This is a genomic window from Enterobacter sp. MEB024 (genome assembly GCF_030209635.1).
Lineage (GTDB): Bacteria > Pseudomonadota > Gammaproteobacteria > Enterobacterales > Enterobacteriaceae > Enterobacter > Enterobacter ludwigii.
The window spans coordinates 225,337-251,422 of the sequence record NZ_JARVRQ010000006.1; the positions used below are offsets into that span (position 1 = coordinate 225,337).

General features: G+C 54.5%; 26 protein-coding genes and 3 tRNA genes. 15 read left to right on the plus strand and 14 right to left on the minus strand.

Annotated elements, in window-relative coordinates; all coding sequences use genetic code 11:
• Nucleotides 1–211: 211 nt before the first annotated feature.
• The 6 genes from QRN24_RS12640 to QRN24_RS12665 all read left to right on the plus strand — a co-directional run bounded on the left by QRN24_RS12640 (nt 212) and on the right by QRN24_RS12665 (nt 6,485).
• Nucleotides 212–922 (plus strand): DUF1120 domain-containing protein, encoded by a 711-nt coding sequence (locus tag QRN24_RS12640; RefSeq protein ID WP_020885275.1) that lies wholly within the window; start codon nt 212–214, stop codon nt 920–922.
• A 252-nt stretch (nt 923–1,174) separates the two neighbouring features.
• Nucleotides 1,175–1,891: a DUF1120 domain-containing protein gene (locus tag QRN24_RS12645; protein ID WP_014168534.1), complete on the plus strand. Its 717-nt coding sequence runs from the start codon at nt 1,175–1,177 to the stop codon at nt 1,889–1,891.
• 71 nt (nt 1,892–1,962) lie between these two features.
• Entirely contained in the window at nt 1,963–2,667 is a 705-nt protein-coding gene (locus QRN24_RS12650; protein ID WP_044867940.1) for a fimbria/pilus chaperone family protein, read from the plus strand.
• Between the two features lie 15 nt (nt 2,668–2,682).
• Nucleotides 2,683–5,097 (plus strand): fimbrial biogenesis usher protein, encoded by a 2,415-nt coding sequence (locus QRN24_RS12655; RefSeq protein ID WP_284942764.1) that lies wholly within the window; start codon nt 2,683–2,685, stop codon nt 5,095–5,097.
• Nucleotides 5,094–5,663 carry a DUF1120 domain-containing protein gene (locus tag QRN24_RS12660; RefSeq protein WP_284942765.1) on the plus strand — a complete coding sequence of 190 codons (570 nt, stop codon included), beginning with the start codon at nt 5,094–5,096 and terminating at the stop codon, nt 5,661–5,663. Before QRN24_RS12655 ends, QRN24_RS12660 begins: the two co-directional genes overlap by 4 nt.
• A 117-nt stretch (nt 5,664–5,780) precedes the next feature.
• Nucleotides 5,781–6,485, plus strand: coding sequence for a DUF1120 domain-containing protein (locus QRN24_RS12665; protein WP_025205508.1), 705 nt, complete (start codon nt 5,781–5,783; stop codon nt 6,483–6,485).
• 46 nt (nt 6,486–6,531) lie between these two features.
• Here the strand turns inward: QRN24_RS12665 and deoD are convergent, their stop codons facing one another.
• The 4 genes from deoD to deoC form a co-directional block, all read right to left on the minus strand.
• The gene (deoD, locus tag QRN24_RS12670; RefSeq protein ID WP_013095492.1) at nt 6,532–7,254 is read right to left on the minus strand and encodes a purine-nucleoside phosphorylase; all 723 of its coding nucleotides are present in this window, start codon (nt 7,252–7,254) and stop codon (nt 6,532–6,534) included.
• A gap of 104 nt (nt 7,255–7,358) precedes the next feature.
• Nucleotides 7,359–8,582, minus strand: a complete 1,224-nt coding sequence (gene deoB / locus QRN24_RS12675) for a phosphopentomutase (RefSeq protein ID WP_020885280.1) — start codon at nt 8,580–8,582, stop codon at nt 7,359–7,361.
• 53 nt (nt 8,583–8,635) lie between these two features.
• Entirely contained in the window at nt 8,636–9,958 is a 1,323-nt protein-coding gene (gene deoA / locus QRN24_RS12680; RefSeq protein ID WP_014168528.1) for a thymidine phosphorylase, read from the minus strand.
• 56 nt (nt 9,959–10,014) lie between these two features.
• A complete protein-coding gene (gene deoC, locus QRN24_RS12685) occupies nt 10,015–10,794 on the minus strand; it encodes a deoxyribose-phosphate aldolase (protein WP_020885282.1) in 780 nt (259 codons plus the stop codon).
• 261 nt (nt 10,795–11,055) lie between these two features.
• Between deoC and QRN24_RS12690 the strand changes: the two genes are divergently transcribed.
• Both QRN24_RS12690 and QRN24_RS12695 read left to right on the plus strand, forming a co-directional pair.
• A complete protein-coding gene (locus QRN24_RS12690; protein ID WP_284942766.1) occupies nt 11,056–12,603 on the plus strand; it encodes a YjjI family glycine radical enzyme in 1,548 nt (515 codons plus the stop codon).
• Entirely contained in the window at nt 12,578–13,438 is an 861-nt protein-coding gene (locus QRN24_RS12695) for a YjjW family glycine radical enzyme activase (RefSeq protein ID WP_284942767.1), read from the plus strand. The genes QRN24_RS12690 and QRN24_RS12695 overlap by 26 nt, the downstream gene beginning before the upstream one ends.
• Here the strand turns inward: QRN24_RS12695 and QRN24_RS12700 are convergent.
• The 8 genes from QRN24_RS12700 to QRN24_RS12735 all read right to left on the minus strand — a co-directional run bounded on the left by QRN24_RS12700 (nt 13,433) and on the right by QRN24_RS12735 (nt 19,800).
• Nucleotides 13,433–14,215 (minus strand): TatD family hydrolase, encoded by a 783-nt coding sequence (locus QRN24_RS12700; protein WP_185791558.1) that lies wholly within the window; start codon nt 14,213–14,215, stop codon nt 13,433–13,435. The two genes, QRN24_RS12695 and QRN24_RS12700, sit on opposite strands and share 6 nt — an antisense overlap.
• Complete coding sequence (locus QRN24_RS12705) at nt 14,212–15,264, minus strand: patatin-like phospholipase family protein (protein WP_020885286.1); 1,053 nt, start codon at nt 15,262–15,264, stop codon at nt 14,212–14,214. The genes QRN24_RS12700 and QRN24_RS12705 overlap by 4 nt, the downstream gene beginning before the upstream one ends.
• Nucleotides 15,265–15,384: 120 nt before the next feature.
• On the minus strand, nt 15,385–15,546 hold the full coding sequence (locus tag QRN24_RS12710) for a DUF1328 domain-containing protein (RefSeq protein ID WP_003856556.1): 162 nt from the start codon (nt 15,544–15,546) through the stop codon (nt 15,385–15,387).
• A 129-nt stretch (nt 15,547–15,675) separates the two neighbouring features.
• Nucleotides 15,676–16,293: a molecular chaperone OsmY gene (gene osmY, locus QRN24_RS12715; RefSeq protein WP_020885287.1), complete on the minus strand. Its 618-nt coding sequence runs from the start codon at nt 16,291–16,293 to the stop codon at nt 15,676–15,678.
• Nucleotides 16,294–16,596: 303 nt separating this feature from the next.
• The gene (prfC, locus tag QRN24_RS12720) at nt 16,597–18,186 is read right to left on the minus strand and encodes a peptide chain release factor 3 (RefSeq protein ID WP_014168520.1); all 1,590 of its coding nucleotides are present in this window, start codon (nt 18,184–18,186) and stop codon (nt 16,597–16,599) included.
• A gap of 91 nt (nt 18,187–18,277) precedes the next feature.
• A complete protein-coding gene (gene yjjG, locus QRN24_RS12725) occupies nt 18,278–18,955 on the minus strand; it encodes a pyrimidine 5'-nucleotidase (protein WP_014168519.1) in 678 nt (225 codons plus the stop codon).
• Nucleotides 18,956–18,974: 19 nt separating this feature from the next.
• Nucleotides 18,975–19,418: a ribosomal protein S18-alanine N-acetyltransferase gene (gene rimI, locus QRN24_RS12730; protein WP_020885288.1), complete on the minus strand. Its 444-nt coding sequence runs from the start codon at nt 19,416–19,418 to the stop codon at nt 18,975–18,977.
• Nucleotides 19,387–19,800, minus strand: coding sequence for a DNA polymerase III subunit psi (locus QRN24_RS12735; protein WP_014168517.1), 414 nt, complete (start codon nt 19,798–19,800; stop codon nt 19,387–19,389). Before QRN24_RS12735 ends, rimI begins: the two co-directional genes overlap by 32 nt.
• Nucleotides 19,801–19,902: 102 nt before the next feature.
• On the opposite strand from QRN24_RS12735, the gene rsmC reads away from it, so the two are divergent.
• From rsmC to QRN24_RS12755, 4 genes are all read left to right on the plus strand, one after another.
• Nucleotides 19,903–20,931: a 16S rRNA (guanine(1207)-N(2))-methyltransferase RsmC gene (gene rsmC / locus QRN24_RS12740; RefSeq protein WP_014168516.1), complete on the plus strand. Its 1,029-nt coding sequence runs from the start codon at nt 19,903–19,905 to the stop codon at nt 20,929–20,931.
• Between the two features lie 174 nt (nt 20,932–21,105).
• Nucleotides 21,106–21,192 (plus strand) — tRNA-Leu (locus QRN24_RS12745).
• 28 nt (nt 21,193–21,220) lie between these two features.
• Nucleotides 21,221–21,307: transfer RNA gene (locus tag QRN24_RS12750), tRNA-Leu, on the plus strand.
• A 32-nt stretch (nt 21,308–21,339) separates the two neighbouring features.
• Nucleotides 21,340–21,426: transfer RNA gene (locus QRN24_RS12755), tRNA-Leu, on the plus strand.
• A 40-nt stretch (nt 21,427–21,466) separates the two neighbouring features.
• On the opposite strand, the gene QRN24_RS12760 is transcribed toward QRN24_RS12755, so the two are convergent.
• Nucleotides 21,467–21,736, minus strand: coding sequence for a DUF1435 domain-containing protein (locus QRN24_RS12760; RefSeq protein ID WP_063214213.1), 270 nt, complete (start codon nt 21,734–21,736; stop codon nt 21,467–21,469).
• A gap of 215 nt (nt 21,737–21,951) precedes the next feature.
• Here QRN24_RS12760 and QRN24_RS12765 point away from each other — a divergent pair, with 215 nt between their 5' ends.
• On the plus strand, nt 21,952–23,016 hold the full coding sequence (locus QRN24_RS12765; protein WP_025205608.1) for a GGDEF domain-containing protein: 1,065 nt from the start codon (nt 21,952–21,954) through the stop codon (nt 23,014–23,016).
• Between the two features lie 94 nt (nt 23,017–23,110).
• Nucleotides 23,111–23,899 carry a siderophore-iron reductase FhuF gene (fhuF, locus tag QRN24_RS12770; protein ID WP_020885292.1) on the plus strand — a complete coding sequence of 263 codons (789 nt, stop codon included), beginning with the start codon at nt 23,111–23,113 and terminating at the stop codon, nt 23,897–23,899.
• Nucleotides 23,900–23,946: 47 nt separating this feature from the next.
• Here fhuF and QRN24_RS12775 read toward each other — a convergent pair whose 3' ends face one another.
• Nucleotides 23,947–25,293 carry a PTS cellobiose transporter subunit IIC gene (locus tag QRN24_RS12775; RefSeq protein WP_014168512.1) on the minus strand — a complete coding sequence of 449 codons (1,347 nt, stop codon included), beginning with the start codon at nt 25,291–25,293 and terminating at the stop codon, nt 23,947–23,949.
• A gap of 328 nt (nt 25,294–25,621) precedes the next feature.
• On the opposite strand from QRN24_RS12775, the gene QRN24_RS12780 reads away from it, so the two are divergent.
• Entirely contained in the window at nt 25,622–26,080 is a 459-nt protein-coding gene (locus tag QRN24_RS12780) for a YbaK/EbsC family protein (RefSeq protein ID WP_014168511.1), read from the plus strand.
• The last annotated feature ends 6 nt before the right edge of the window (nt 26,081–26,086 follow it).

The following is a 26,086-nucleotide window of genomic DNA, read 5'->3' on the forward strand; positions in this document are numbered from 1 at the left end:
TTCCTTTATTCATACTGCATCCATCATATTATTCGCAAGACGTAAATACATACATGATTGTATTTACAGCCCTTAATTAAACTCACAACCGAGTGTAGAATTTCTCATTTCACAAATAACTCTGACCATTAATAGAATTCCCGCGCTTGTGAATCAATACGTTAATTACACGCACACAAGAAAATGTCCACTTTTTGGTTAAGGAATAACAGTGAAAAAACTTCTTCTCGCCACTCTGATTGCCGTGGCTTCTCACGCTGCGCTCGCCGACTCTACCGTTGTGATGAAGGTGAAAGGCAAAATGAATAATGCGTCCTGTACGCCTGAATTAAGCAATGGCGGTTCAATCGATTTTGGCACCATCGCCCTGGATCAACTTTCGCCTACCCAGACGAATCAGATGGGTCAAAAGGACATGTCGTTAACCATTACCTGCCCTTCAGCGACCAAAGTGGCCTGGAGCATCGCGGACAATAAAGAAGATACCAATGCGGCAAATGACCTGACGTCCAGCCAGTTCTACATCCGCGATGCGGCGGATAACGGGGGTGATGCCTGGGGCGCTGGTACGACCTATGGCGTTGGCACCACGGCGGCGGGCGAAAAGATTGGGGCGTATGCCATCGCAACACGCGTGAATGAAGTTACCGCCAATGGTCTTCCGGCTCAGGCCATTTATGCCCCGGCGTACGTCAACAGCAATGGCGAATACATGTGGCGTAACCTGAGTACCGGTATTATTGCCAACGGTAACGCAGAAATTATGACGGCGACCACCCCAGGCAAATCTTCTCCGCTGGCGATTACCAACGTCGTCTTCCCGTTTAAAGTCTCGATGGCCATTGTGAATACCGATCGCCTGACCACGACCGATGAAGCTCAACTGAGCGGCGAAACCACCATTACGCTGGTTTATCTCTGATACGTTAAGGTCATGTTTTCTTTTCTCCGGCGGAGATATTCCGCCGTTTTAAAGCAGAATATAAATCCATTCATATCTGATTGTAATGACTTAATAAAATCTCAATGTGCTCGTTAGAAAATCTAATTATTGCATTCTGTGAATCATTAATAGAATCAGCGGCGCTTGTTATTTAACACGTGTATTCATGCAAGCACTTTGCGGACTAAAAATATCTTTTTTAGTCACTCTCTTTCAGGTTAAGGAATAACAATGAAAAAGCTTCTTCTCGCCACCGTGCTATCCATGGCGGCAACAGCCGTTTGCGCAGAACCGACCGCCATGCTCAAAGTACAGGGCTCACTGACCAGCGCAGGCTGCGTGCCGGAAATCAGTAACGGGGGTCTGGCCAACTTCGGTGAAATCGGTCTGGACTCCCTCTCCTCCAGCGTGCCATATCAGGCAGGCCATAAAGATGTCACCCTGACCATCAAGTGCCAGTCCGCCACACGCGTGGGCTGGACGCTTCACGACGATCGCGCGGACTCCAACGCCGGTGCCAGCCTGCCAGCCAACCAGTTCCACGTGGATAACGCTACCGCAAACGGTGGCCAGGCATCTGGCTCCAGCCAACTGAACGGCGTAGGTAAAACCAGCGCCGGCGAGAACATCGGTGCGTATGCCATTTCTACCTACCTGACCTCCGTTACCGCAGACGGCGCGGCGGTACAGCCTATCGCGGCTACCCTGTATACCGGCGGCACGATCAGCAGCAGAAGCTGGATGAACATGTGGACCAGCGGCATCCTCTCCAACGATGGCACCGACGTCATGACCGTATCCAAAAGCGGCCAGCGTGCGCCTTTAGCCTTCATGAGCGCGGCATTCCCGCTGAAGATTGCGCTGGCCGTAGCCCCAAGCGACAAGCTGACCCTGACCGACAAAACCGAGCTTGAAGGCCAGTCAACGATCACCCTGGTTTACCTCTAATCCAGCCCCCTGACGCAAAACTCTCCAGTTACATGGGGAGTTTTTTTCCTGACCAGCGAATGAAACCCACTATGTCTACGATCCACACATCAACACGTTTGATCTGCTCACTGTGCCTCGCCCTTCCGGCTTCGCTTTTTGCCGCCGGAATGGTGCCTGAAACCACCCTGCTGCTGATTGACGAAGCGAACCACGGCGGCGTCATGAGCGTGAAAAACACCGACAGCATTCCCACCCTGCTTTACACCTCCATCCGGGATATCGGGGGCGACCAGGGGGTAAAACTCAACGTCACCCAGCCGGTGGTGCGCCTCGAGCCAGGCCAGGAGCAACAGGTTCGCTTTATTCTTGAAACCGACAAACCGCTTAGCGTTGAACAGTACAAACGCGTGGTGTTCGAAGGTATTCCGCCCAAGAGCACGGATAAAAACGTGAAGGTCGGGATCAACCTGCGTCAGGATTTACCGGTTCTGATCCATCCCAAAGATCTGCCGGTGGTCACCGACGCCTGGAAATTACTGACCTGGTCAGTCACCGGGAAAGAGGTCAAGGTGCAGAATCCGTCCGCCTACGTGGTCCGTTTCTCCACCTCTGTCACCTTACTGCCTTCGCATACGGAAGGTCTGGTCAACAAGACGTTTATCCTGCCGGGAGAGACCATGACGGTGCAGACCGACACCCCGGTTAACGGCACCGATAACGCCATTGAGTTCAATCCGGCCAGCCGCTACGGGATTGAAGTTGAGAGCTTTACCGCTTCCCTGACGCGCCAGTAAGACAGGGATGTTTTGGTGATTGAGTTCTCTTTGCGTAATCAGACGCTTCGCGCCGCCATACTGGGGGCTTTGACATTGCCCGCCCAGTCGGTATCGGCGGCCGGTATGGATTTTAATACCGATATTCTGGCGACCCGCGGTATCAGCACCAACCTCGCCCACTACTTCTCCCAGGCCCAGCGATACCTGCCGGGGCCGCATGCCGTGCAGGTAAAAATTAACGGCGTCGATAAAGGCACGCTTGCGATCCGCGTGGGAGAGGAAGGGCAACTGTGTCTGGATGATGACTTTACCCGTGCGGCAGGTCTTCTTCCGCTGAATATCGATGCAAAAGAGCCCTGCCATAGTCTTCTGCAAGATTACCCGACGGCCACCGTCACGCTGCTACCCAACGCGGAGTCGCTTGAGATTTATGTTCCCGCAGAGGCGATGGACAATGGTTTCTATGCCGCGAAATACTACGCGCACGGCGGTGCGGCGGGTCTTATCAATTACAGTGCGTTCAGCAACTACAACGAGTACGGCAGCGGCGGAAACAGTACCTTTTCCCAGGGCAATATTGGCGCCGGTCTCAACGTGGCGAACTGGACGCTGCGCAGCAACTTTATCCTGACCGACGATAACGGAACCCGCAGCACAGAGAATCTCTATTCCTACGCGGAACACGTCTTCGAAGAACGGAAACTTCGCATTCAGGCGGGGCAGATTAACGTCAACTCGGCGCTGTTCAGTGGCGCACAAATTAATGGCGTTCAGTTCCTGCCGGAAACGGGCCTGCAACCGAATATTCCGGCGACGACTATTTCCGGCATCGCCCGCACCAACCAGGCGCGCGTTGACGTTCGTCAGTCCGGGCAGGTTATCTACTCTTCGCTGGTGAATGCCGGTCCGTTTACTCTGACCGATGTCCCGGTGGTGCGTGGCAACGTGGATTTGGACATCAGCGTGGTCGAAACCGACGGTTCCACCACGACGTTTACGGTTCCTTCCTCCTCACTGAACGTGAGCGGGATGACGCGCACCGAAGGGCTCAGCGTCTCGTTGGGTAAAGTTCGCGATACCGGGGATGAACAGGGGTCGCCCTGGGTATTTAATTTTTCTGACGGAACCCGGTTTACGCCCCAGCTCACCGGCGTCACGGCGGGCGTGCTGGCAGAGCAGTATCAGGCCCTCGGGGCGATGCTGGAATGGTCGCCAGCCGAGTACTGGCTCCTTTCTCCCAGCGTTCAGATGAGCCGCGCGCAGTTCTACGGTCAACAAAATGGCCGCAAGATAGAATTGCAAAGTCACCTTTCCCTGCCCGAGCAGCTCACGCTTGGGGTCAGCGCATCAACCTACAGCACCGGCTACCGGGAGTTAAACGAGGCGATGGACGCTGAATCCCAACGCTATCAAAGCGCCTGGAATACCAGCCTCAACTGGAACAATGCATGGGTTGGCTCGCTTTCATTCCAGTACAGCGAGAATGCCGGGGATGAAGAGAGCAGTAGCTCCCGCTACCTGATGGTCTCCTGGGGCAAGAGTCTGGGGCACACGTCGCTCTCAGTGAACTGGCAGCACGCCCTCAGCAGCAGTGAGACGGAGAAGGGCGGCACAAGTGATGGCGACCTGCTCTATCTTAATCTGGTCATTCCGTTTGGTACTGAGCGCATCAGTACCTATATGCGCAGCCAGGGTGAAAAACAAAACCTCGGTATTCAGGACAGCGGATCGTGGGGTCAAAACACCAATTACAACCTCTCGGTCGATCGCGACAATCAGGACAAGACCCAGTCGTTTAACGGCAATGTCAGCACCAACCTGCACTACACACAGTTGGGCATGGCCGCAGGGCTGAACGACGGGAACCAGCATAATTACAGCACCTCCCTCAGTGGCGGCATCGCCCTGCATGGTCATGGCATTACGTTTGCACCCTACCCGATTAAAGACACCTTTGGCATTGCGCGATTAAGCGAGCCGGAAAGCGGTATTCAAATCGCCACGCCTGATGGAACCGTCTGGACCGATGCGTGGGGACAAGCCGTGGTGCCGGGTCTGCGCGAGTGGCAAACCTCTCAGATTGTCATTGATGCCAGCTCCCTGCCACAGGGAATGGATTTATCGAACGGGATACAGACCGTTTCCGCAGCTTACGGCTCATTCGCGCAGGTGGATTTCCTCGTGCTGAACACGCGTCGTCTAATGCTGAGCGTGAAACGCCCTGACGGGTCATGGCTCGCCAGAGGGCTTAGCGTGGTGGATAAAGATAGCCGTTATATCGTCAGCGTAATGGATAACGGCAGCGTGTTTATTCCCGACGCCACGGATGCGCCCGCCCTGTATGTGGTGGACGACAACATGGCAAAAATTTGCCACATCACGTATTCGCTCAGCGAAGACAAAAATACCGAGTCCTATTACGAAAAAGCAGAAGGAATGTGCCAGTGAAAACCTGTTATTCCCTTTTATTCGCGGCGTTTGCCAGCATGATTTTGCTCTTCTCCGCACGCGCGTCCAGTGAAGAGTGTCAGGTTACGTTTTCGCAGCCTGTTGTCTCGTTTGGAAAACTCAAACCGTCGGATATCGCCGCCTCGCAGAAGAACTGGAACCGGATGCCGGCCAAAGAAATCACGGCCAACGTCTTCTGCCCGGAGCCGAAAGTGATGGCGCTGTTTCTGCAGTCCACTGCCGGCGTCAACGGGGGGGTTCTCTTGGGTCAGGACGGGCGGCTGGCCATTATTGCCGACAATATGGTGGTTGACGGGCATGCCTGCACGCTGGCGAAAACGACGGACCGTATCGGTTTTACGCCCTCCTCCAGCCCGACGCAACGCGCGTTTATCAAAAATAATGAAGGTCTCGTTGCCCGGCAAAATGCCGCGCCGGTGCGGGGTAAACACATGAGCTTCACCCTTAAGATTGTTCCCGTCATTAATAACAGCCAGCTTCGTCATGTTGCTGACAATACCCTTCTTGAGAGCAATATGGCCTGGGAATTATTAACACAGGAATAACCCCATTCACGCGTCAGGTACCTGCCTGCGTGAAGCGTAGAAAAGCACTACCGTTACAAATACTGACGGGTTAATACCCCGCAATGTCATGCTTTTTATTTATGTTAAGGATTAACAATGAAAAAATGTTTACTCGTTGTCGCGCTGGCCCTGGCGGCCACATCCGCACACGCGGGCGATACCGCCGTGCTGAAAGTCAAAGCCTCGCTTGCCGGTGCCTCGTGTGTACCGGAGCTGAGCAATAATGGCGTGATCGATTTTGGCAGGATTCATATTGGCGATTTGTCGCAAACCCAGGCTACGCAGCTGGGCGAAAAAGGGGTGATGCTGACGATCAACTGCCCTACGCCAACAAAGGTGGGCTGGAGCATTGCGGATAACCGTACCGATTCCAACGCCAGCACGGGCAGCAGCAGTAACCTGAAGGTGAAAAACGCCAATGCTAACGGCGGTGAGCTTCGCGGTGCGATGAGCACCTTTGGGCTGGGCAAAACGCACGATGGTAAAAACATCGGCGCGTACTCCATCTACACCACGCCAGGCGATGTGACGGCGAACGGCAATAACGCTGAGCCTATCCGTACGGCCGTGACCGCGGGAGCGGGCGTGAGCCGCTGGCAGAAAGCCAACGGTGGTACCATCGCCAATAAAGATTTGGGTCTGATGAGCGTTGCACCGGCGGGCAAAAACGACCCGATGGCGGTCACCAGCGTCTCTTTCCCGCTGAACGTGTCGCTGGCGGTCGAGAATCTGAAGAATCTGTCTTTAACGGAAGATACGGAGTTTGACGGTCAGGCGACCATCAGCGTGGTGTATTTGTAACCGGGAAGAGCATGCCGGGCAGCGAACGCCGCCCGGCAGTACAACATTACTCTTTGTCGCCCAGCAGAACGGATTCCAGCGCGATTTTGATCATGTCGTTGAAGGTGGTCTGACGCTCAGCAGCGGTCGTCTGCTCGTGCGTACGGATATGGTCAGACACGGTACAGATGGTCAGTGCTTTCGCGCCAAACTCAGCCGCGACACCGTAGATCCCAGCCGCTTCCATTTCCACACCCAGGATGCCGTACTTTTCCATCACGTCGAACATCTCGCCGCCGTCTGGTGCATAGAACAGGTCAGCAGAGAACAGGTTACCCACTCGTGCGTCTACACCCAGCGCTTTTGCGGCATCAACCGCGTTACGCACCATGCCGAAGTCAGCGATGGCGGCAAAGTCATGGTCTTTGAAACGCATACGGTTAACTTTAGAGTCCGTGCACGCGCCCATGCCGATAACCACATCACGCAGCTTAACGTCCATACGTACTGCACCGCAGGAGCCTACGCGAATGATTTTCTTCACGCCGAAATCGGTGATCAGCTCTTTGGTGTAGATGGAGCAGGATGGGATACCCATACCGTGACCCATCACGGAGATTTTGCGGCCTTTGTACGTACCGGTGAAGCCCAGCATGCCGCGAACGTTGTTCACTTCACGCACGTCTTCGAGGAAAGTTTCTGCAATGTGCTTCGCGCGCAGCGGGTCGCCCGGCATCAATACGACGTCAGCGAAATCACCCATTTCGGCATTAATGTGAGGAGTTGCCATCTTCAGTTCCTTTTATCGTGTTTTTGCCGGGTGGCGGCGGCGCCTGCCCGGCCTGCATGGTGTTCTCCCTCTCGCGAAGGGAGAGGGGATACGCCCGGATGTGTTTAGAACATGGCCTTGCCATATTCCATGTCGGACGTACCAAAGTATTTCGCAATAGTCTGACCGATATCGGCGAAGGTTTCACGGTGGCCCAGTGAGCCAGGTTTCACTTTCGGGCCGTACACCAGCACAGGAATGTGCTCGCGTGTGTGGTCGGTACCGGTCCAGGTTGGGTCGCAGCCGTGGTCGGCGGTCAGGATCAGAATGTCATCTTCACCCACCAGCTCCATCAGCTCCGGCAGACGGCGGTCAAACAGTTCCAGTCCCGCGGCATAACCGGCCACGTCACGACGGTGGCCCCAGGAGGAGTCGAAGTCCACGAAGTTAGTGAAGACGATAGTCTTGTCACCCGCTTCTTTCATCTCTTTGATGGTGGCGTCAAACAGCGCATCCAGACCGGTGGCTTTCACTTTTTTGGTGATACCGCAGTTGGCATAGATGTCTGCAATTTTCCCCACGGACACCACGTGGCCGTCTTTCTCGTCAACCAGCTTCTGCAGTACGGTCGGTGCCGGTGGCTCAACGGCCAGGTCATGACGGTTACCGGTACGCTGGAAGTTACCCGCTTTATCACCGATAAACGGACGTGCAATCACGCGACCGATATTATAGCCGCCTTCGGTCAGCTCTTCACGTGCGATTTCGCACAGCTCGTAAAGCTTATCCAGGCCAAAGGTCTCTTCGTGGCAGGCAATCTGGAACACGGAGTCGGCAGAGGTGTAGAAAATCGGCTTGCCGGTTTTCATGTGCTCTTCACCGAGTTCGTCCAGAATCACGGTACCGGAAGAGTGACAGTTACCGAGGTAGCCCGGCAGATTGGCACGCTTAACCAGCTTGTCCAGCAGCTCCTGCGGGAAGCTGTTCTCGTGATCGGAGAAGTAACCCCAGTCGAAGAGAACCGGCACGCCGGCGATTTCCCAGTGGCCAGACGGAGTATCTTTACCGGAAGAGAGCTCGTGCGCCCAGGCGTACGCGCCTACCACTTCCGCATTGCCGTCCATACCGGCTGCAATTTTACCGGTAGAACCTTCATGGGCTTTCACCAGACCCAGACGGGTCAGGTTTGGCAGAGTCAGAGGGCCTTTACGACCGTTGTCCGCTTCGCCTTTCGCACAGGCTTCAGCGATGTGACCCATGGTATCGGAACCCACGTCACCAAAACGTTCTGCATCTTCGGTTGCGCCGATGCCGAATGAGTCCAGCACCATAATAAATGCACGTTTCATAATTGTTCTCCGTACGTAGTGCTTCAAAAATTATCGATCAGATCAGTATACCGCTATTCGGTGATACGGCGATAGACAGTCGGTGTGCTTTGCGGTGCTTTATCATCAAGCGTAATGGCCGCTTTCACCGCCTTCGCCGCTTCCTGCCAGCTGGCTTCATCTTTCGCGTGGATCACGGCCAGCGGACGTTGACCATCAACGCTGTCACCCAGACGCGCCATATCGGTAAAGCCGACGCTGTAATCAATGGTGTCCGAGGCCTGACGACGACCGCCGCCCATCGACACGACCGCCATGCCGAGCGCGCGCGTATCCATCGCCGAGACAAAGCCTTCGGTATCGGCGTAGACCGCTTTGCTGAGCGTCGCCGTTGGCAGGTATTTCGCGTAGTGTTCCACGAAGTCGGTTGGGCCTTTCTGCGCTGCTACCATGCGGCCGAAGATCTCTGCCGCTTTGCCGTTATCCAGCACCGCCTGAAGTTTGGCGCGTGCGTCGGCATCATCGCTGGCGAGCTTGCCGGAGATCAGCATCTCCACGCACAGGGCCATGGTGACATCGAGCAGACGCGGGTTCCGGTATTCACCGGTGAGGAACTGCACAGCTTCACGCACTTCCACGGCGTTGCCTGCGCTGGACGCCAGCACCTGGTTCATGTCCGTCAGCAGGGCGGTAGTACGCACGCCCGCTCCGTTGGAGACGCCCACAATGGCTTCTGCCAGCGCCGCGGAAAGTTCATAGGTCGGCATAAAGGCGCCGCTGCCCACTTTCACATCCATGACCAGCGCATCCAGGCCTTCCGCCAGTTTCTTGGCGAGGATAGAGGCGGTAATCAGGGGAATAGAGTCAACGGTCGCAGTGATATCGCGGGTCGCGTAGAAGCGTTTGTCTGCAGGAGCAAGAGAGCTGGTCTGGCCGATAATCGCCACACCAACGTCTTTAATAATGTCGCGGAAGCGATGGTCATCCGGGAAGATATCGAAGCCCGGGATGGCTTCCAGTTTGTCGAGCGTACCGCCGGTATGTCCCAGGCCACGCCCGGAGATCATGGGGATATAACCACCACAGGCCGCCACCATTGGGCCCAGCATCAGCGACGTCACGTCACCTACACCGCCGGTTGAGTGTTTATCCACAATCGGGCCGTTGAGGTTAAGGCTTTTCCAGTCCAGAACGGTTCCTGAATCTCGCATCGCCATGGTCAGCGATACACGCTCAGGCATCGACATATCGTGGAAGAAAATGGTCATCGCCAGAGCAGCAATCTGCCCTTCAGAGATGGTGTTATCACGAATGCCATTGATAAAGAAGCGGATCTCTTCGTCGCTTAATGCATGACCATCACGTTTTTTACGAATAATTTCTTGTGCGAGAAACACGGTAACCCCCGAGAAAACAGGTTAAATGCGGCGGATGGCCCGCCGCAGGATAAAAATCAGTAGCTGCTTGCGCTCTTACCGTCGCCGTGACCCAGCGCTTTCAGCAGGCTCGCCAGCAGGCTGGATGCACCAAAGCGATAGTGACGGGAATCCGCCCACGCCGGGCCGAACAGTTCGTCGGCAATCGCCAGGAACTGCTGCGCATCTTCAGCCGTGCGCACGCCGCCCGCAGGTTTGAAGCCTACGGTTTTTTCCACGCCCATATCACGGATCACTTCCATCATGATGCGCGCGCTTTCCGGCGTTGCGTTCACCGGCACTTTACCGGTAGAGGTTTTGATGAAATCTGCACCCGCGTTGATGGAGATTTCAGACGCTTTACGGATCAGCGCTTCTTCTTTCAGCTCACCGGTTTCGATGATCACTTTCAGCAGCACGTTTGCCGCTGCACAAGCGTCTTTACACGCTTTCACCAGGTCAAAACCAACCTGCTCGTTACCGGCGATCAGCGCACGGTACGGGAATACCACGTCCACTTCGTCAGCACCGTACGCGATGGCCGCGCGGGTTTCAGCCAGCGCAATCTCGATGTCGTCATTGCCGTGCGGGAAGTTAGTCACGGTTGCAATGCGTACATCCGGCGTGCCCTGCTCTTTCAGCGTCTTACGGGCAATGGGGATAAAGCGCGGGTAGATACAGACGGCTGCAGTGTTTCCGACGGGCGTTTTCGCCTGATGGCACAGGGCGATGACTTTCTCATTGGTGTCGTCATCATTCAGGGTGGTCAGGTCCATCAGTTTCAACGCGCGCAGGCTGCTTGCAGTTAAATCGGTCATAACATTCTCCAACGGCATCGCCGTATAAATTTCACCTTGCGGTCTGTGACTATTCTAACATCCAGCCGCACTTACACTTCGACATTCATCACAGTTAATGAAAACTGCGTACAAATTTGCATTACTGTAATGAGATGAACTTCAAATTTTACTGCTGTCGCTGCTGATTAAAGCAGCGATACCCGGTGTGGGATCAAAAGTCCCCCCGGGATGACTTCCTACAATTCGGTCATCATCCGCAGAACCATAAAGGAAGCGAATATGTCCCACGCCAGCCCTCACGCACTGCAACAACGTTGCCAGCAAATTGTGACAAGCCCGGTATTGACCCCCGAGCAAAAACGTCATTTTCTGGCGCTGGAGGCGGAGAACAATATTCCCTACCCCGCGCTGCCTCAGGCCGCTCGCACCGCGCTGGAAGAGGGATTTATCTGCGACATGTTCGAAGGCCATGCGCCTTATAAACCGCGCTATGTTCTGCCTGATTACGCCAGTTTCCTCGCCAACGGCTCGGCATGGCTGGAACTGGAAGGGGCAAAGGATCTGGATGACGCGCTCTCACTGCTGACCATCCTGTACCACCATGTTCCTTCTGTCACATCGATGCCGGTCTTCCTCGGTCATCTTGATGCATTACTGCAACCGTATGTTAATATTCTAACACAAGAAGAAATCGATAGCCGAATAAAACGTTTCTGGCGCTATCTCGACAGAACGCTTCCGGATGCGTTTATGCATGCCAATATTGGCCCGGCGGACACGCCCGTTACCCGCGCGATTTTACGCGCTGATGCAGAGCTGAAGCAGGTCGCACCGAATCTGACCTTTATTTATGATCCCGATATCACACCAGATTCGCTGCTGCTCAGGGTGGCCGAAAATCTCTGTGAATGCAGCAAACCCCATATTTCTAACGGCCCGGCAAATGATAAAATTTTCACAAAAGGCCGTTATGGCATCGTGAGTTGTTACAACTCCCTGCCGCTGGCAGGCGGCGGCAGCACGCTGGTGCGCCTGAACCTGAAGGCCATTGCCGAACACAGCGACTCGCCCGAAGACTTTTTTAGCCGTACGTTGCCCCACTACTGCCAGCAGCAACTGGCCGTCATCAATGCCCGCTGCGAGTTCCTGTATCAAAAATCCGGCTTCTTTGAGAATAGCTTCCTCGTCAAAGAGGGGCTGATTGATCCCGACCGCTTTGTGCCGATGTTCGGCATGTACGGCCTGGCCGAAACGGTGAACGTGCTGTGTGAGAAAGCGGGTTCCCCGGGCCGTTACGGTAAAGACGACCAGGCCAACGCGCTGGGGTATCGGATCAGCGAACAGCTCGCGGCGTTTGTTGAAAACACGCCGGTGAAATACGGCTGGAAACAGCGTGCGATGCTGCATGCCCAGTCCGGAATAAGCTCTGATATCGGTACGACGCCGGGCGCGCGGTTGCCTTACGGGGAGGAGCCGGACCCGATTAGCCACCTGCTGAGCGTGGCGCCTCACCACAAGCACTATCACGCCGGGATTAGCGACATCCTGACGCTGGACGAGACGGTCAAACGCAACCCGCAGGCTGTGGTGCAACTGTGTCTGGGTGCGTTCAACGCCGGAATGCGGGAGTTCACCGCCAACGTGGCCGGTAACGATCTGGTGCGCGTGACCGGATATATGGTCCGGTTGTCCGACCTGGAGAAATACCGTGAAGCAGGGTCACGCACTAACACCACCTGGCTTGGAGAAGAAGCCGCCCGACACACCCGCATCCAGGAGCGCCAGCCACGCGTGATAAGCCATGAACAGCAGATGCGCTTTAGTTAGTCAGGTGATCCCCTTCTCCTGCGTGGACGGGCCGGGCAGCCGCCTGGCTCTGTTTCTCCAGGGCTGCAACCTGCGCTGCAAAACCTGCCACAATCCGTGGACCATCGGACGCTGCAACGACTGTGGCGACTGCGTACCCCACTGCCCACACTATGCGCTGAACATACAGGCCGGGCGGGTCTGGTGGCAGGAGAGTCAGTGTCAGCAGTGTGATACCTGCCTGCAGTTGTGCCAGCAGCAGGCAACGCCAATGGCGCACCGTTTTAGCGTCGACGAGATCCTCATTCAGCTCTCTAAATCCGCGCCCTTTATTGAAGGTATTACCGTGAGCGGCGGTGAAGCGACAACGCAGCTACCATTCCTGGTGGCGCTCTTCACGGCGATCAAAGCCGATCCCGCCCTGCAACACCTGACGTGCCTGGTGGACAGCAACGGTCTGTTAGGGGAAACCGGCTGGCAAAAACTGCTGCCGGTATTCGACGGGGCAATGGTGGATTTGAAGGCCTGGGGGAACGAACACCATCGTTTCCTGACCGGACGCGAAAATCCGCAGATTAAGCACAGTATCCGCTGGCTGGCACACCACCAGCGGCTGGCGGAACTGCGATTACTGGTGATCCCGGAGCAGTGTGATTATCTGGAGCATCTGAAAGCGCTGACGGCGTTTATCCACGCGTTGGGCAATGTCCCGGTACGCATTAACGCCTTTCATGCTCACGGCGTTTACGGTGAAGCGGCGTCCTGGCGCAGCGCCACGCCCGAAGATATTGAGCCGCTGGCGCGGGCGCTGGAACAACAGCAGATCGTGGTGATCCGACCGGCGCTTTATCTATAACGTAATACCAAATACCGCGCGGGTATTCTCCAGCAGGGCATGCGCAATCACCTCTTCCGGCTCCTCGCGCAGCTCACAAAGCGTGTCAAAGACCCGGGCGGCCTGCTCCGGGCGATTTGGCTGCCCCTGAAAACCGTTGAGCGGCATATCCGGCGCGTCGGTTTCCAGTAATAATGCTTCGAGCGGCAGCTGCGCCATCACATCGCGGGTTTTACTGGCGCGTGGATAGGTGATGGTACCCCCGACGCCAATTTTATAGCCCAGCGCAATAAAGCGCTGCGCCTGCTGCAGGCTCCCTGAAAAGCCGTGCACAACGCCCCTTCGCGGAAGATCGATACGCTTCAGATGCATTGCCAGTGTGTCATGGGTTCGACGGGAGTGAAGGATCACCGGCAGATCGTGGCGCTTCGCCAGACGCAGCTGCGCATCAAGGATCGTCTGCTGGCGCGCAAACTGCGGATCGTCGCGATAGAGATCGAGGCCGATCTCACCGATGGCGACGAGTTTGTCGCCAGCCGTCTGCACAATGGCGTCCAGCGCGTCGATATGCTCATCAAGATGGTGTTCAATCACAATGGGATGCAGGCCGAGCGCGGCGTACAGCGCCTGGTGCCGCCTTGAGAGATCCAGTACCCGCTCAAAGTATGCCGCTTCAACCGCCGGCACAATTATCGCCTCTACGCCGGCTTGTGCAGCTCGCGTGATGCTTTGCTCTTCATCCCCCGTAAACGGTGGAAAATCAAAATGACAGTGGGTATCGATAAACCGGTACGTCACGCCAGATCCTCATTATCTAACAATGCGTCATTCGCCTGCGGAGCATCCACCAGTGGCATCGCCAGCGCATCATTCGCCACCACTGCCGGTGGGGTAATAATGGCTTTATGACGATGTATAGGCGGTTGTTCAGCCAGCAGTTTGCCTATTGTCGCCAGGAAGTAACGCCCGCACAGACGCCCCGTTTTGTAATCGGTACGCAGCGCAGGAACGCGGCTGCCCAGCGCCATGCTGACCAGCGGTTTAGGCGGATAAATTTCAAATATACGCAGCTTACCCGGCGGTTTTTCAATAAAGCGCTGCATGGCGCCGTAGGTCGTTTCATGCTGCTTCGCGATATTGACCAGATGTTGCAGGCTGCTGTCGCCTAACCAGCGCTCCATGCGTTTAAACCATTGCGGGGTATAGTACATTTGCGACGGGACGGTGCGGATCACCACAATGGTGTTTGCCCCGCGTCGCGCAGCTTCCTGTACCGGCACCGCGTCACTGATGCCGCCGTCCAGATAGCTGATGCCGTCCAGCAGCGCGCCGGAACGATAGAAACCGGGAATGGCGCTGGAGGCGCGAATGATATCCAGCCAGTTCTCTTTTTGAGGAGAGAAATAGCCCGGCGTGTAGTCATCACCACGGCTGGCGCACATCCAGAACTCTTTTCCGCTGTCGAACAGGCGCGCCGCCGTATCCATTGCCAGCGGCATCTGGCTTGAGGTCGAATCCAGCAGCCAGTCGAGGTCAATCAGGTTCCCGCCGCGCACAAAGCGCACCGGGTTGAAAAATTCTTTCGCCGTGGTGTAGCGCATGATCACTTTTCGCGCGTAGCCGGGCTGGTTACAGACATAAGCAGAGAGGTTTTGCGCCCCGGCAGAGGTCCCGAAGTACAGGTCAAACGGGTTGAATTGCGCGCGCATAAACTCGTCCAGCACACCGGCCGTAAAAATGCCGCGCTGTCCGCCACCTTCACACACCAGCGCAAGCGGGCCTGCGCGAAACGGCTTTAACGCCAGCGGCGCAATATTGCCGAGCGTAACGGGAATTCGTTGCCCCACCTCTGCTTTCCTGTTTTCATTTTTCTGTTATGACACAGTAGCGCACCCGACCAGCGACTGAAACAAGAAAAAGCCAGTCACGAGGACTGGCTTTTTTTTGTTGAAGGAATATTGCGTTTGCTACGGACGTCGACGACCCGTAAACAGGCTGACCAGGAACAGAATAATACCCACGACAAAGACAATTTTTGCTGCCCATGCCGCTGTACCTGCCAGACCACCAAAGCCCAATGCGGCGGCAATTAACGCGATAACCAGAAATATAATGCCCCAACGAAACATAAGCTTCTCCTTTACCATAGTTAATGTCGGCCGCTAAATGTGAGCGCGCTCAGGTCACTCACCGGCGATTTTCCAGAGTCATTTTTATTTCGCCCGCTGACGTTAGCCAGACGGGCGAATGGTGCAGATTTACTTCGTTTTCAGATCGTTTTTAACGCTTTTAACACCATCGATCGCTTTCGCGATGGACTCGGCGCGCTCACTTTGCGCCTGAGAATCGACCGTACCGGAAAGCTGAACCACGCCATCGGTGGTTTCCACTTTCACTTTACGAGATGGCACGATGTCATCTGCTAAAAGTTTAGCTTTGATTTCGCTGGTGGTGGCTGCATCTCCGGCATACCCTTTCACCGACGCGTTTTTGCTGTCCCGAACGTGCAGTTTGTCGCTCACGGACGCTACACCTTCAACACCCTTCGCCACTTTTACCGCCTGTTCGGCCTGGGCCTGGCTTTCTACAAAACCACTCAGGGTGACAACTTTCTTGTCAGTTTTAACGGAAATATCGGTGCTCTTGATAGCTTCATCATCCACCAGTGCGGCTTTCACTTTTGCTGTGATTGAGCTGTCATCCATGAAATTACCGACTTTATTCATAGAGCTATCGATTTTTTGCCCTGCGGTATCGGCGGTGGACTGGGCTTTATCCATAGTGCTGGTTTCAGCCAGAGCAGAACCACTTACCAGGATGCTACCCAGTGTCACAGCCAGCAGAGTTTTAGAAATCTTCAGTCTTGTCATATTCATCGATGTATTCCTGTGTATACCCGTCATTCGGGCGACATACTTCCCTAATTGCTAGTTTTATATATTGCGAATGAACACACGGGCAAAATGGAGAACCCAAAGTCATGCATTGAACAGTTAATTCATCCACGCCCGGTGTTAAACACTGAGTTAAATATAGATCACTCTCACAGTGCCGCTTTCAGATTTGGGTAAAAAACGAGCAAAAGACGCGAAATAATGTTGAATTAAGAACATTCCGCAAGAGATTAATAAGACAGGAAATAAAGAAGAGCACGGCGATTGCCGTGCTCTGAGAGGGGATCAGTGTTCGCGCGTTTTGCGGAACTGGACATCAGGATAACGTTCCTGCGTCAGGTTAAGATTGACCATGGTTGGGGCGATATACGTCAGGTTATCACCGCCATCCAGCGCCAGCTGCACTTCGTTCTTACGTTTAAATTCTTCGAATTTCTTCACGTCAGAACACTCTACCCAGCGCGCGGTTGCCACGTTAACCGATTCATAGATCGCTTCCACGTTGTACTCACTCTTCAGACGCGCAACGACCACGTCGAACTGCAGCACACCGACAGCGCCTACGATCAGATCGTTGTTAGCGATAGGGCGGAACACCTGGACTGCGCCCTCTTCGGAAAGCTGAACCAGCCCTTTCAGCAGCTGTTTCTGCTTCAGCGGATCGCGCAGGCGAATACGACGGAACAGTTCCGGTGCGAAGTTCGGAATACCGGTGAACTTCATCATTTCACCCTGGGTGAAGGTATCGCCGATCTGAATCGTACCGTGGTTGTGCAGACCGATGATGTCGCCCGGATAGGCTTCTTCAACGTGCGAACGGTCGCCCGCCATAAAGGTCAGCGCGTCGGAGATCACCACATCTTTACCGATACGTACCTGACGCAGCTTCATGCCCTTTTCATACTTACCGGACACCACGCGCATAAAGGCGACGCGGTCACGGTGTTTCGGGTCCATGTTGGCCTGAATTTTAAAGACGAAACCGGTGAACTTCTCTTCTTTCGCTTCCACTTCACGGGTGTCAGTTTTACGTGACATCGGTTGTGGCGCCCACTCCACCAAGCCATCAAGCATATGGTCAACGCCGAAGTTACCCAGCGCGGTACCAAAGAAGACCGGGGTGATTTCACCGCTCAGGAACAGCTCTCTGTCGAATTCGTGAGATGCACCTTGAACCAGCTCCAGCTCGTCACGCAGCTGCGCGGCCAGCTCTTCACCCACAGCCGCATCCAGCTCCGGGTTATCCAGACCTTTTACGATACGGACTTCCTGAATGGTATGGCCTTTGCCGGTCTGGTAAAGATAGGTTTCGTCTTTATAAAGGTGATAGACACCCTTGAACAGCTTGCCGCAGCCAATGGGCCAGGTGATAGGCGCACAGGCAATTTTCAGCTCGTTTTCCACTTCATCCATCAGCTCCATCGGGTCGCGGATGTCACGGTCGAGTTTGTTCATAAAGGTGAGGATCGGCGTATCGCGCAGACGGGTAACTTCCATCAGCTTACGGGTACGATCTTCTACCCCTTTCGCGGCGTCGATGACCATCAGACAGCAGTCCACCGCCGTCAGCGTACGGTAGGTATCTTCCGAGAAGTCTTCGTGCCCTGGGGTATCCAGCAGGTTGACCAGGCAATCATGATACGGGAACTGCATCACGGAGGTGGTAATGGAAATACCACGCTGCTTTTCCATCTCCATCCAGTCAGATTTTGCATGCTGGTTGGAACCACGGCCTTTTACGGTACCCGCAGTCTGAATCGCCTGTCCGAACAGCAACACCTTCTCGGTGATGGTCGTTTTACCGGCATCCGGGTGAGAGATAATGGCAAAAGTACGGCGCCTGGCCACCTCTTGCAGATAAGGAGACAACGTCATAATGAAATCTTCTATATAAGCGCGGCGTCAGGCCGCGCATCATGGGATACGAAAAATGCGGCTATTTTACCCATCAATGGGGGGCAGGCAATCATTGTTTACACAGGAGCTGCTCCAGTTCGTTCAATGACGTGACGGTCCAGGTCGGCTGGATACCTTCCGGCAACGTGCGACCGTGTGCATTCAGCCAGACGGTCGACAGGCCGGCGTTCATCCCGCCACGAATATCAGACTCCGCGGTGTCCCCGACCATCAGCACTCGTTCACGATCGGGATTGCCCGCTTGTTCCAGCGCATAATCAAAAATACGCGGATCCGGCTTAGGTACGCCCACCTCTTCAGAGATCACCAGCGCGTCAAAATGATCGCGCAGGCCCGTACGCTCAAGGCGGATCTGCTGCAGGGCGGTAAACCCGTTGGTAATAATGCCCAGCTTCGCCTTGCCCTTCAGGGCGTCCAGCAGGGAAACCGCGCCCGGCAACGGCGCGCAGATATCCGCCATAGCATTAAGGAAGGCATCGTTAAGCGCACCCGGGCTGACGTTTAACCGCTCGGCCCAGACATCAAAGCGCTGGTGCTGCAGCTGTAACGCGGTGATGGCACCGTTCTGGTAATCCACCCACAGCGGTTTGTTTACCGCCTGATAGTCCTGAAAGTCTTCAGCGGTGAAGGTAACGCTATAATCGAGAAACATCCGCTGTAGGCCGCCAAACGAGTCAAACGTAAACAGCGTTTCGTCGGCATCAAAGAAAATCCAGTCCCATTTCATCGTTACAACCTTATTTTAGTTATCCAAGCGGCAGAGCCATTATGATGGCGTCTTCACGTCCCTCTGCGGTGGGGTAGTAGTTACGGCGGATAGTCGCCTCGTTAAAGCCTAAGCTTTCATAGAGTGCGATGGCGGCGACATTCGACGCGCGCACCTCCAGCCACAGGGTGAAAACGTCACGGGTTTCGAGCTCGCGAATGAGATGCTCAAGCAGTTCTCTTCCCAGCCCCCGGCGCTGATACGCGGGATCAACCGCGATATTAAACAGCGTCGCTTCGTCCAGAACGACCTGCGTGATGGCAAAAGCGGCCATCGTGCCGTCGACGTCCAGACGGTAATTCAGATACCGCTCGCCCTGATTGCTGGCGAGGGTTTTTTCGCTCCATGGAAAAGCATGGGCGCGCGTTTCAATCGCGTACGCCGCGGTCAGATCAGGCGTCGTGAGGGAAGAAATCGTGTTCATATTCGCAGATTTGTTGCCATAGCGCGCTGCGCGCTTTTGGGTTGGCTTTCAGTTCGTCCAGCGCTGGCGAGCAGATCTGGCTCCCTTCCAGGGAGACCTCATCGATGTCTCCCATACGCCAGCTGTTGCAGCGGCTGTCGGATGGCAGCATGGTGACCCTGTCTGGCGTAAGCTGTAAAACCTGTTCAGTGGTCAGCTTCAGGCTACGAAGGACATCACCAATAAGGGGTTCATTCAGGGCAGGCAGTTCCTCCGCCACCATCACCAGCCGGACGTGCGCAGGGATGGAGATGGCGATTTCGCCCTGCAACGCCGTCGGGCGACGCAAGGCCCACTGGGTGATGCCCAGTTGCTGCAACTGCCAGTCTCGTCGGGATGTCATAGGGAAAACTCCTGTCTCTCAGGCGCGCAAATATAGCAAATGTGTCGAAACTGCGCCATCTACCTACTATAATCCCCGCCTGAGTTAATTGAGGAACAATTCATGTCTGCATTTACCCCGGCAAGTGAAGTCTTGCTGCGTCACAGTGATGATTTCGAAGAAAGCCGTATTCTGTTTGCCGGAGATATGCAGGATGACCTGCCCGCACGTTTCGACTGTGCTGAAAGCCGTGCCCACACCCAATACTACCACCACTGGCAGGTACTGAGCCGCCAGATGGACGACCGCGCGCGCTTTAGCCTGGTCGCTGAACAGAGCGACATCGCCGACTGCGACACGCTCATCTACTACTGGCCGAAGAACAAGCCAGAAGCCCAGTTCCAGCTGATGAACCTGCTTTCTCTGCTGCCCGTTGGCTGCGATATTTTCGTGGTCGGTGAGAACCGCAGCGGCGTTCGTAGCGCAGAACAGATGCTGGAAGGCTATGCGCAGCTGAATAAAATCGACAGCGCCCGTCGCTGTGGCCTGTATCACGGCCGTCTGGAAAAACAGGCGACCTTTGATGCTGAGAAATTCTGGGATGAGTATCAGCTTGACGGTCTGACCATTAAAACTCTGCCAGGCGTCTTCAGCCGCGACGGTCTGGACGTGGGCAGCCAGCTGCTGCTCTCCACCCTGACGCCGCATACGAAAGGCAAAGTGCTGGACGTCGGCTGTGGCGCGGGTGTACTGGCGACCGTACTGGCGAGCCATTCGCCAAAAGTGCGCTTAACCCTGTGCGATGTGAGCGCCCCGGCGGTTGAAGCAAGCCGCGCAACGCTTGCCGCAAACGGCCTGGAAGGCGACGTGTTTGCCAGCAACGTCTTCTCTGATGTGAATGGCCGTTTCGACATGATCATCTCCAACCCACCGTTCCACGATGGTATGGAAACCAGCCTTGAAGCGGCGCAAACGCTGATCCGTGGTGCAGTACGTCATCTGAACAGCGGGGGTGAACTGCGTATCGTGGCTAACGCCTTCTTGCCGTACCCGAAAGTGCTGGATGAAACCTTTGGCTTCCATGAAGTCATCGCCCAGACGGGTCGCTTTAAGGTTTACCGCACCGTGATGACGCGTCAGGCTAAGAAGTAATCCTCCTTATCTGGCAGGCCGGATACGCGTAACCGCTATCCGGCAAAACCGGGTGCTACCATCGGCCATTTTTGCAGCAATCAAAACAGCGTGCGCATTTTTCTGTTGACGTAAAGCTGAAAACATCTAGAATGCGCCTCCGTGGTTACGATACTTTTACAGTGTCGATGGTATGCGAAGGTGGCGGAATTGGTAGACGCGCTAGCTTCAGGTGTTAGTGTCCTTACGGACGTGGGGGTTCAAGTCCCCCCCCTCGCACCATAAATCACGTTGATATTGCTCGCACTGGGCGAAGGTGGCGGAATTGGTAGACGCGCTAGCTTCAGGTGTTAGTGTTCTTACGGACGTGGGGGTTCAAGTCCCCCCCCTCGCACCAACGAGGCGATATCAAAAAAGTAAGATGACTGTGCGAAGGTGGCGGAATTGGTAGACGCGCTAGCTTCAGGTGTTAGTGTCCTTACGGACGTGGGGGTTCAAGTCCCCCCCCTCGCACCAATTATCTTACATCCTTTCTGACGTTCTTCTCGCTTTCCGCTTATTTCAAACTCATCAGTATCACCAGAATTCCACTGACCAGTGCTACGCATGACGGCAGTAACACAAAGTGGCGCAGCTGTTTATGCCAGATCATCCCTGACGTCACTAACAGTCCTGACACAATGAGCGCTTTCCAGACATCAATGGAGAGATCGGCAAACATCAGACCGCCAAGAATCGCCCCCGGCAGTAACACTCCCCAACCACTTCCCAGCGCCCTGTTCAACATGGTTCGCCCTCTCACATTGATAATGATAACCAATATCATATGATATCAATTATCATTTGTCAGCACGATTAATCAAAAACTCTCCCCCTTTACCTTTCCTGTAATGACAGGAAATGCCTAAGGTGATAAATTGCTCACCTGTTAACTAGACCTAAAGTTTTTCTGATAATTACTCTTTGAGTTTTTTGCATCTTTCATTGCGAAACAACACCTATTTACCTGTTTTAATTAAATATTAATAAAAACGCACTACTATGACATCACAATCCTGGCGGTCTTTGGTCCACAGTAAATATCAATTATCGTTACGTTTATTTTTATTTCTGAACGCGACCTCTGCTGTGTTCTCGGTAACAAACCCGCTCTATTCTATTCGCCTGTTATCAGTCCCCCTGATTTCTATTTTTGTTATCAGCACCGGGCTGCTCGTCTGGCACTGGAAAAAGAGAACCCGCAAGGTAAATATTCCTGCCGTTTCAGCGATCTTCGGTATTTTATGGGCGTGGCAGGTGGCCTCGAAATTTTCGTTAATTACCCACGATCAGGCGACCTATTTGATCATGGCATTATTAACGGTACTGTTTATTGGTACGCTGGCCTTCGCCAGTAATATCAAAGCATTTACGCTGCACTCCTTCCCCACATTTATTGTCTGCCTGTGGTTAAGTAATCATGATATATGGCTGAGAATGACCTATTCTTTCGCACTTCCTGTGGTAGCAATTGCGATTCATAACATTTTGCAAAGACGTAACGATCGCTTCGCGCAGGAACTGCTCTCCCGTTTGCTGGAGGAGCGTGAGACCCTCACCGATCTGAGCATGATGGACCCGCTTACCGGCCTTTATAACCGTCGCGGACTGCAAAGCCGGCTGGAGAATCTTCCGGCAGTGGAGAACGGCGAGCACTTTGTCCTGCTGATGGATATCGACCACTTTAAGGCCTACAACGACCACTACGGCCATATGATGGGCGACCAGGCGCTGATCCGGGTCTCTGCTGCCATCCGTGATGCCGTGCGTTCACGTGATATTGTGGCGCGCTTCGGCGGGGAAGAATTTATGGTTCTGCTGACCAATATTTCTCTCGAGCATGCCCGCCAGACGGCAGAGCGGATCCGCCAGAAAGTCTACGATTTAAAAATCCCGCATATGTTCAATGAAAGCGTGGCGACAAACGTCACCATCAGCATTGGAATTGCCATTTTTGAGGATGAAGACGCCGAAGGCGCACTGGAGAAAGCGGACAAAGCCCTCTACGAAGCAAAGCATATGGGGCGCAATAACATCCTGCTGAGCGAAGAGCTTCAGACCGCGTAAGCGCGGCGTCATATAACGCGGACAAAAGTCTTGCCATCGGTATGAGCAATAGTTAGGATTGGCAATCATTATCATTTAGATTTGTATCTATACTATGGCCACTCATACCGCACAAATCGTTGAACCACTTCTCTGGAGAGCCCGCCTCCCCACCGGGAATGTTTCGCTTGCGGATGCCATCAGGGATAAGATCGCTAAAACCCGCGCCCACCTGCTGGACTTTATCAGGCTGGATGAAGCGCACCCGCACCACGCCATGACGCTGGAAGAGTGGCGACAGCCGTCGACACTGCAGTCGTTGCTGGCAACCTATTCCGACCATATCTATCGCAATCAACCGACCCTTACGCGGGAAAATAAACCCCTGCTCTCCCTCTGGGCGCAGTGGTATATCGGGCTGATGGTGCCCCCACTCATGCTGGCGCTGCTCACACAAAAGGGCATGCTGGAACTCTCCCCGGAATATTTTCATGTCGAGTTCCACGAGACCGGCCGTGCGGCCTGTTTCTGGATTGATCTCCACGAAGACCAGAACGCAGAGCACCTCTCTGCTCAGGAACGTATGGAGCAGCTCATAACTCGCGCCCTGATCCCGGTAGTGGATGCGCTGGAAGAGACGGGGGAAATCAACGGGAAGCTTATCTGGAGCAATACCGGGTATTTAATCCACTGGTATTTGACGGAAATGAAACCTCTGCTCGGTGATGAGAAGGTCGAGGCCCTGCGCCAGTCCTGTTTCTTTGCAAAACAGCTTTCCGATGGCCGCGATAACCCGTTATTCCGCACCGTGGTCCTTCGTGACGGGCTTCTGGTTCGTCGCACCTGCTGCCAGCGTTATCGCCTGCCGGACGTTCAGCAGTGTGGAGATTGTACGCTCAAGTAAGGTCAGGTGTTGCCGGGCCGCATTAACGCTGACCCGGCATCCGTTTCTCACGCTATCTGCTGATTTTCCTCTTCCGCATTACGTTGCGCTTCTTCTGCTTCCTGCTCCAGCAGTTGCTTCTCGTACACTTTAAAGAACGGGAAGTAGATGATGGCCGATACGCACGCCAGGACCACTACCAGAATGGCTGCACGGAAATCCCAGCCCAGCGCCCATGCGGCACCTACCGGTGCAGGTGCCGTCCACGGCACAACGGAGATCACGCGGCCAATCAGATCGAACTTCATCGCCGACCAGGCCAGCACGGCGTTAACCATGGGTGCCAGCAGGAACGGAATAAAGAACACCGGGTTCATGACAATCGGCGTACCGAAAATAACGGGTTCGTTGATGTTAAAGAGGCTTGGCACCACGCTCAGACGGCCGATAGAACGCAGATGAGCGGAGCGGCTGCGCAGGTAGCAGAACACCAGCCCCATCGTGGCACCTGACCCCCCAATGACGATAAAGAACGTCCAGAACGCTTCCATAAAAATATGCGGCAGCGGCTGGCTGGCGGCCAGCGCGGTCTGGTTAGCGCCCAGGTTGGTCAGCCAGAACATCTGCAACATCCCGGAGACAATCGCGGCGCCGTGGATCCCGGCGAACCACAGCAAATGCCCAATCAACACCGCCAGCAGGATTGCCGGCAGGGAGTCTGCGGCGGAAACCAGCGGTTTGAAGACAGACATAATCGCCTGCGGGATCAGCATGCCAAACTCAGACTGAATCACCAGACTCAGCGGGTAAAGCGTCAACACCACCACCAGCACCGGGATCAACAGGTCAAAAGAGTTTTTGATCATCGGCGGAACCTGATCCGGCAGACGGATCCCAATATTATGCGCTTTGAGAAAACGCATCATCTCAACGCAGTAGATAGCCACCAGAATCGCGGTAAAAATGCCTGTCCCGCCGAGGCTGTCGACCGGAAGCGTGCCTTTGGTTTTCGGCGCCGCGACCAGCAGAAACGCCATCAGCGACAGCATGGCGCACATAAACGGGTCTAACTGATGCGATTTGACATAGTGTTTGCCAAGGTTATAGGCAATGGCCGCGCAGATATACAGGGACATAACGCCCATGGTCATATCAAACGGCGTGAGGATCTGACCTTCAAATTGCTTCGCCATGTCCAGCCAGGCGCGCGCGAAACCCCAGGTGGTATCAGGCGAAAACGGTGGATACGCGAAGACGAGTAAAAATGAACCCACAATCATGAACGGCATCGCGGAGATAAAGCCATCACGAATAGCCATAACATGACGCTGGGAGGAGATCCGCCCGGCAATCGGGCTGACGTAATTTTCTACAAAACGAAATATCAGATTAAACGCAGCATGGTTGGCAGACATAGCAGATCTCCTTTCAGACGTTTATGACGGGCGCATACACGCCATACGTTGGTCCATACATCACCTTCACAACCTTGCCGGCGCGTTTACCAGCGGTACTGCTCAGACGGAATGGTTTCATATTTAGCTCTTATTATTGGATACAGGGGACGTTACACAGTCAGTATTAATCTCTCACTCACGGTCTGCAACCGGTTACTGTAACCGGTTTCTGTGAATGTGAAGGCGATCCAGAAATCGGCCGTGTGGGATATTTGTTACTGAAGAGATATTTACAGAGCATAAATTCTTATGACAGATTACGCGGGATATTTGTCAGGAGGAAACAATGAGTTTGCAGTCTGTACAGCAGTTTTTTGCCGACAACGCTCCGGATATAGAGGTCATCGAACTCAGCCAGAGTACCGCAACCGTTGCGTTGGCTGCTGCCGCCCATCGTGTTGAGCCGGGACAAATCGCCAAGACGCTGTCGTTGAAAGTTAAAAATGACGTCATTCTGGTGGTCGCGAAAGGTGATGCGCGTCTGGATAATAAAAAACTGAAAGACACGTTTGGCGCAAAAGCACGCATGCTCAGTTGTGATGAAGTGGTCACCATCACGGGTCATCCTGTTGGCGGCGTGTGCCCGTTTGGGCTGGAAAATCCGCTCGCGGTTTATTGCGATATTTCACTGAAACAGTACGCTGAAGTGCTGCCGGCCGCGGGTGCAATTCACAGTGCCGTGCGTATTTCACCCGACAGAATGGCAGAACTGACGTCCGCAAAATGGGTAGATGTTTGCATCTGAATGAGG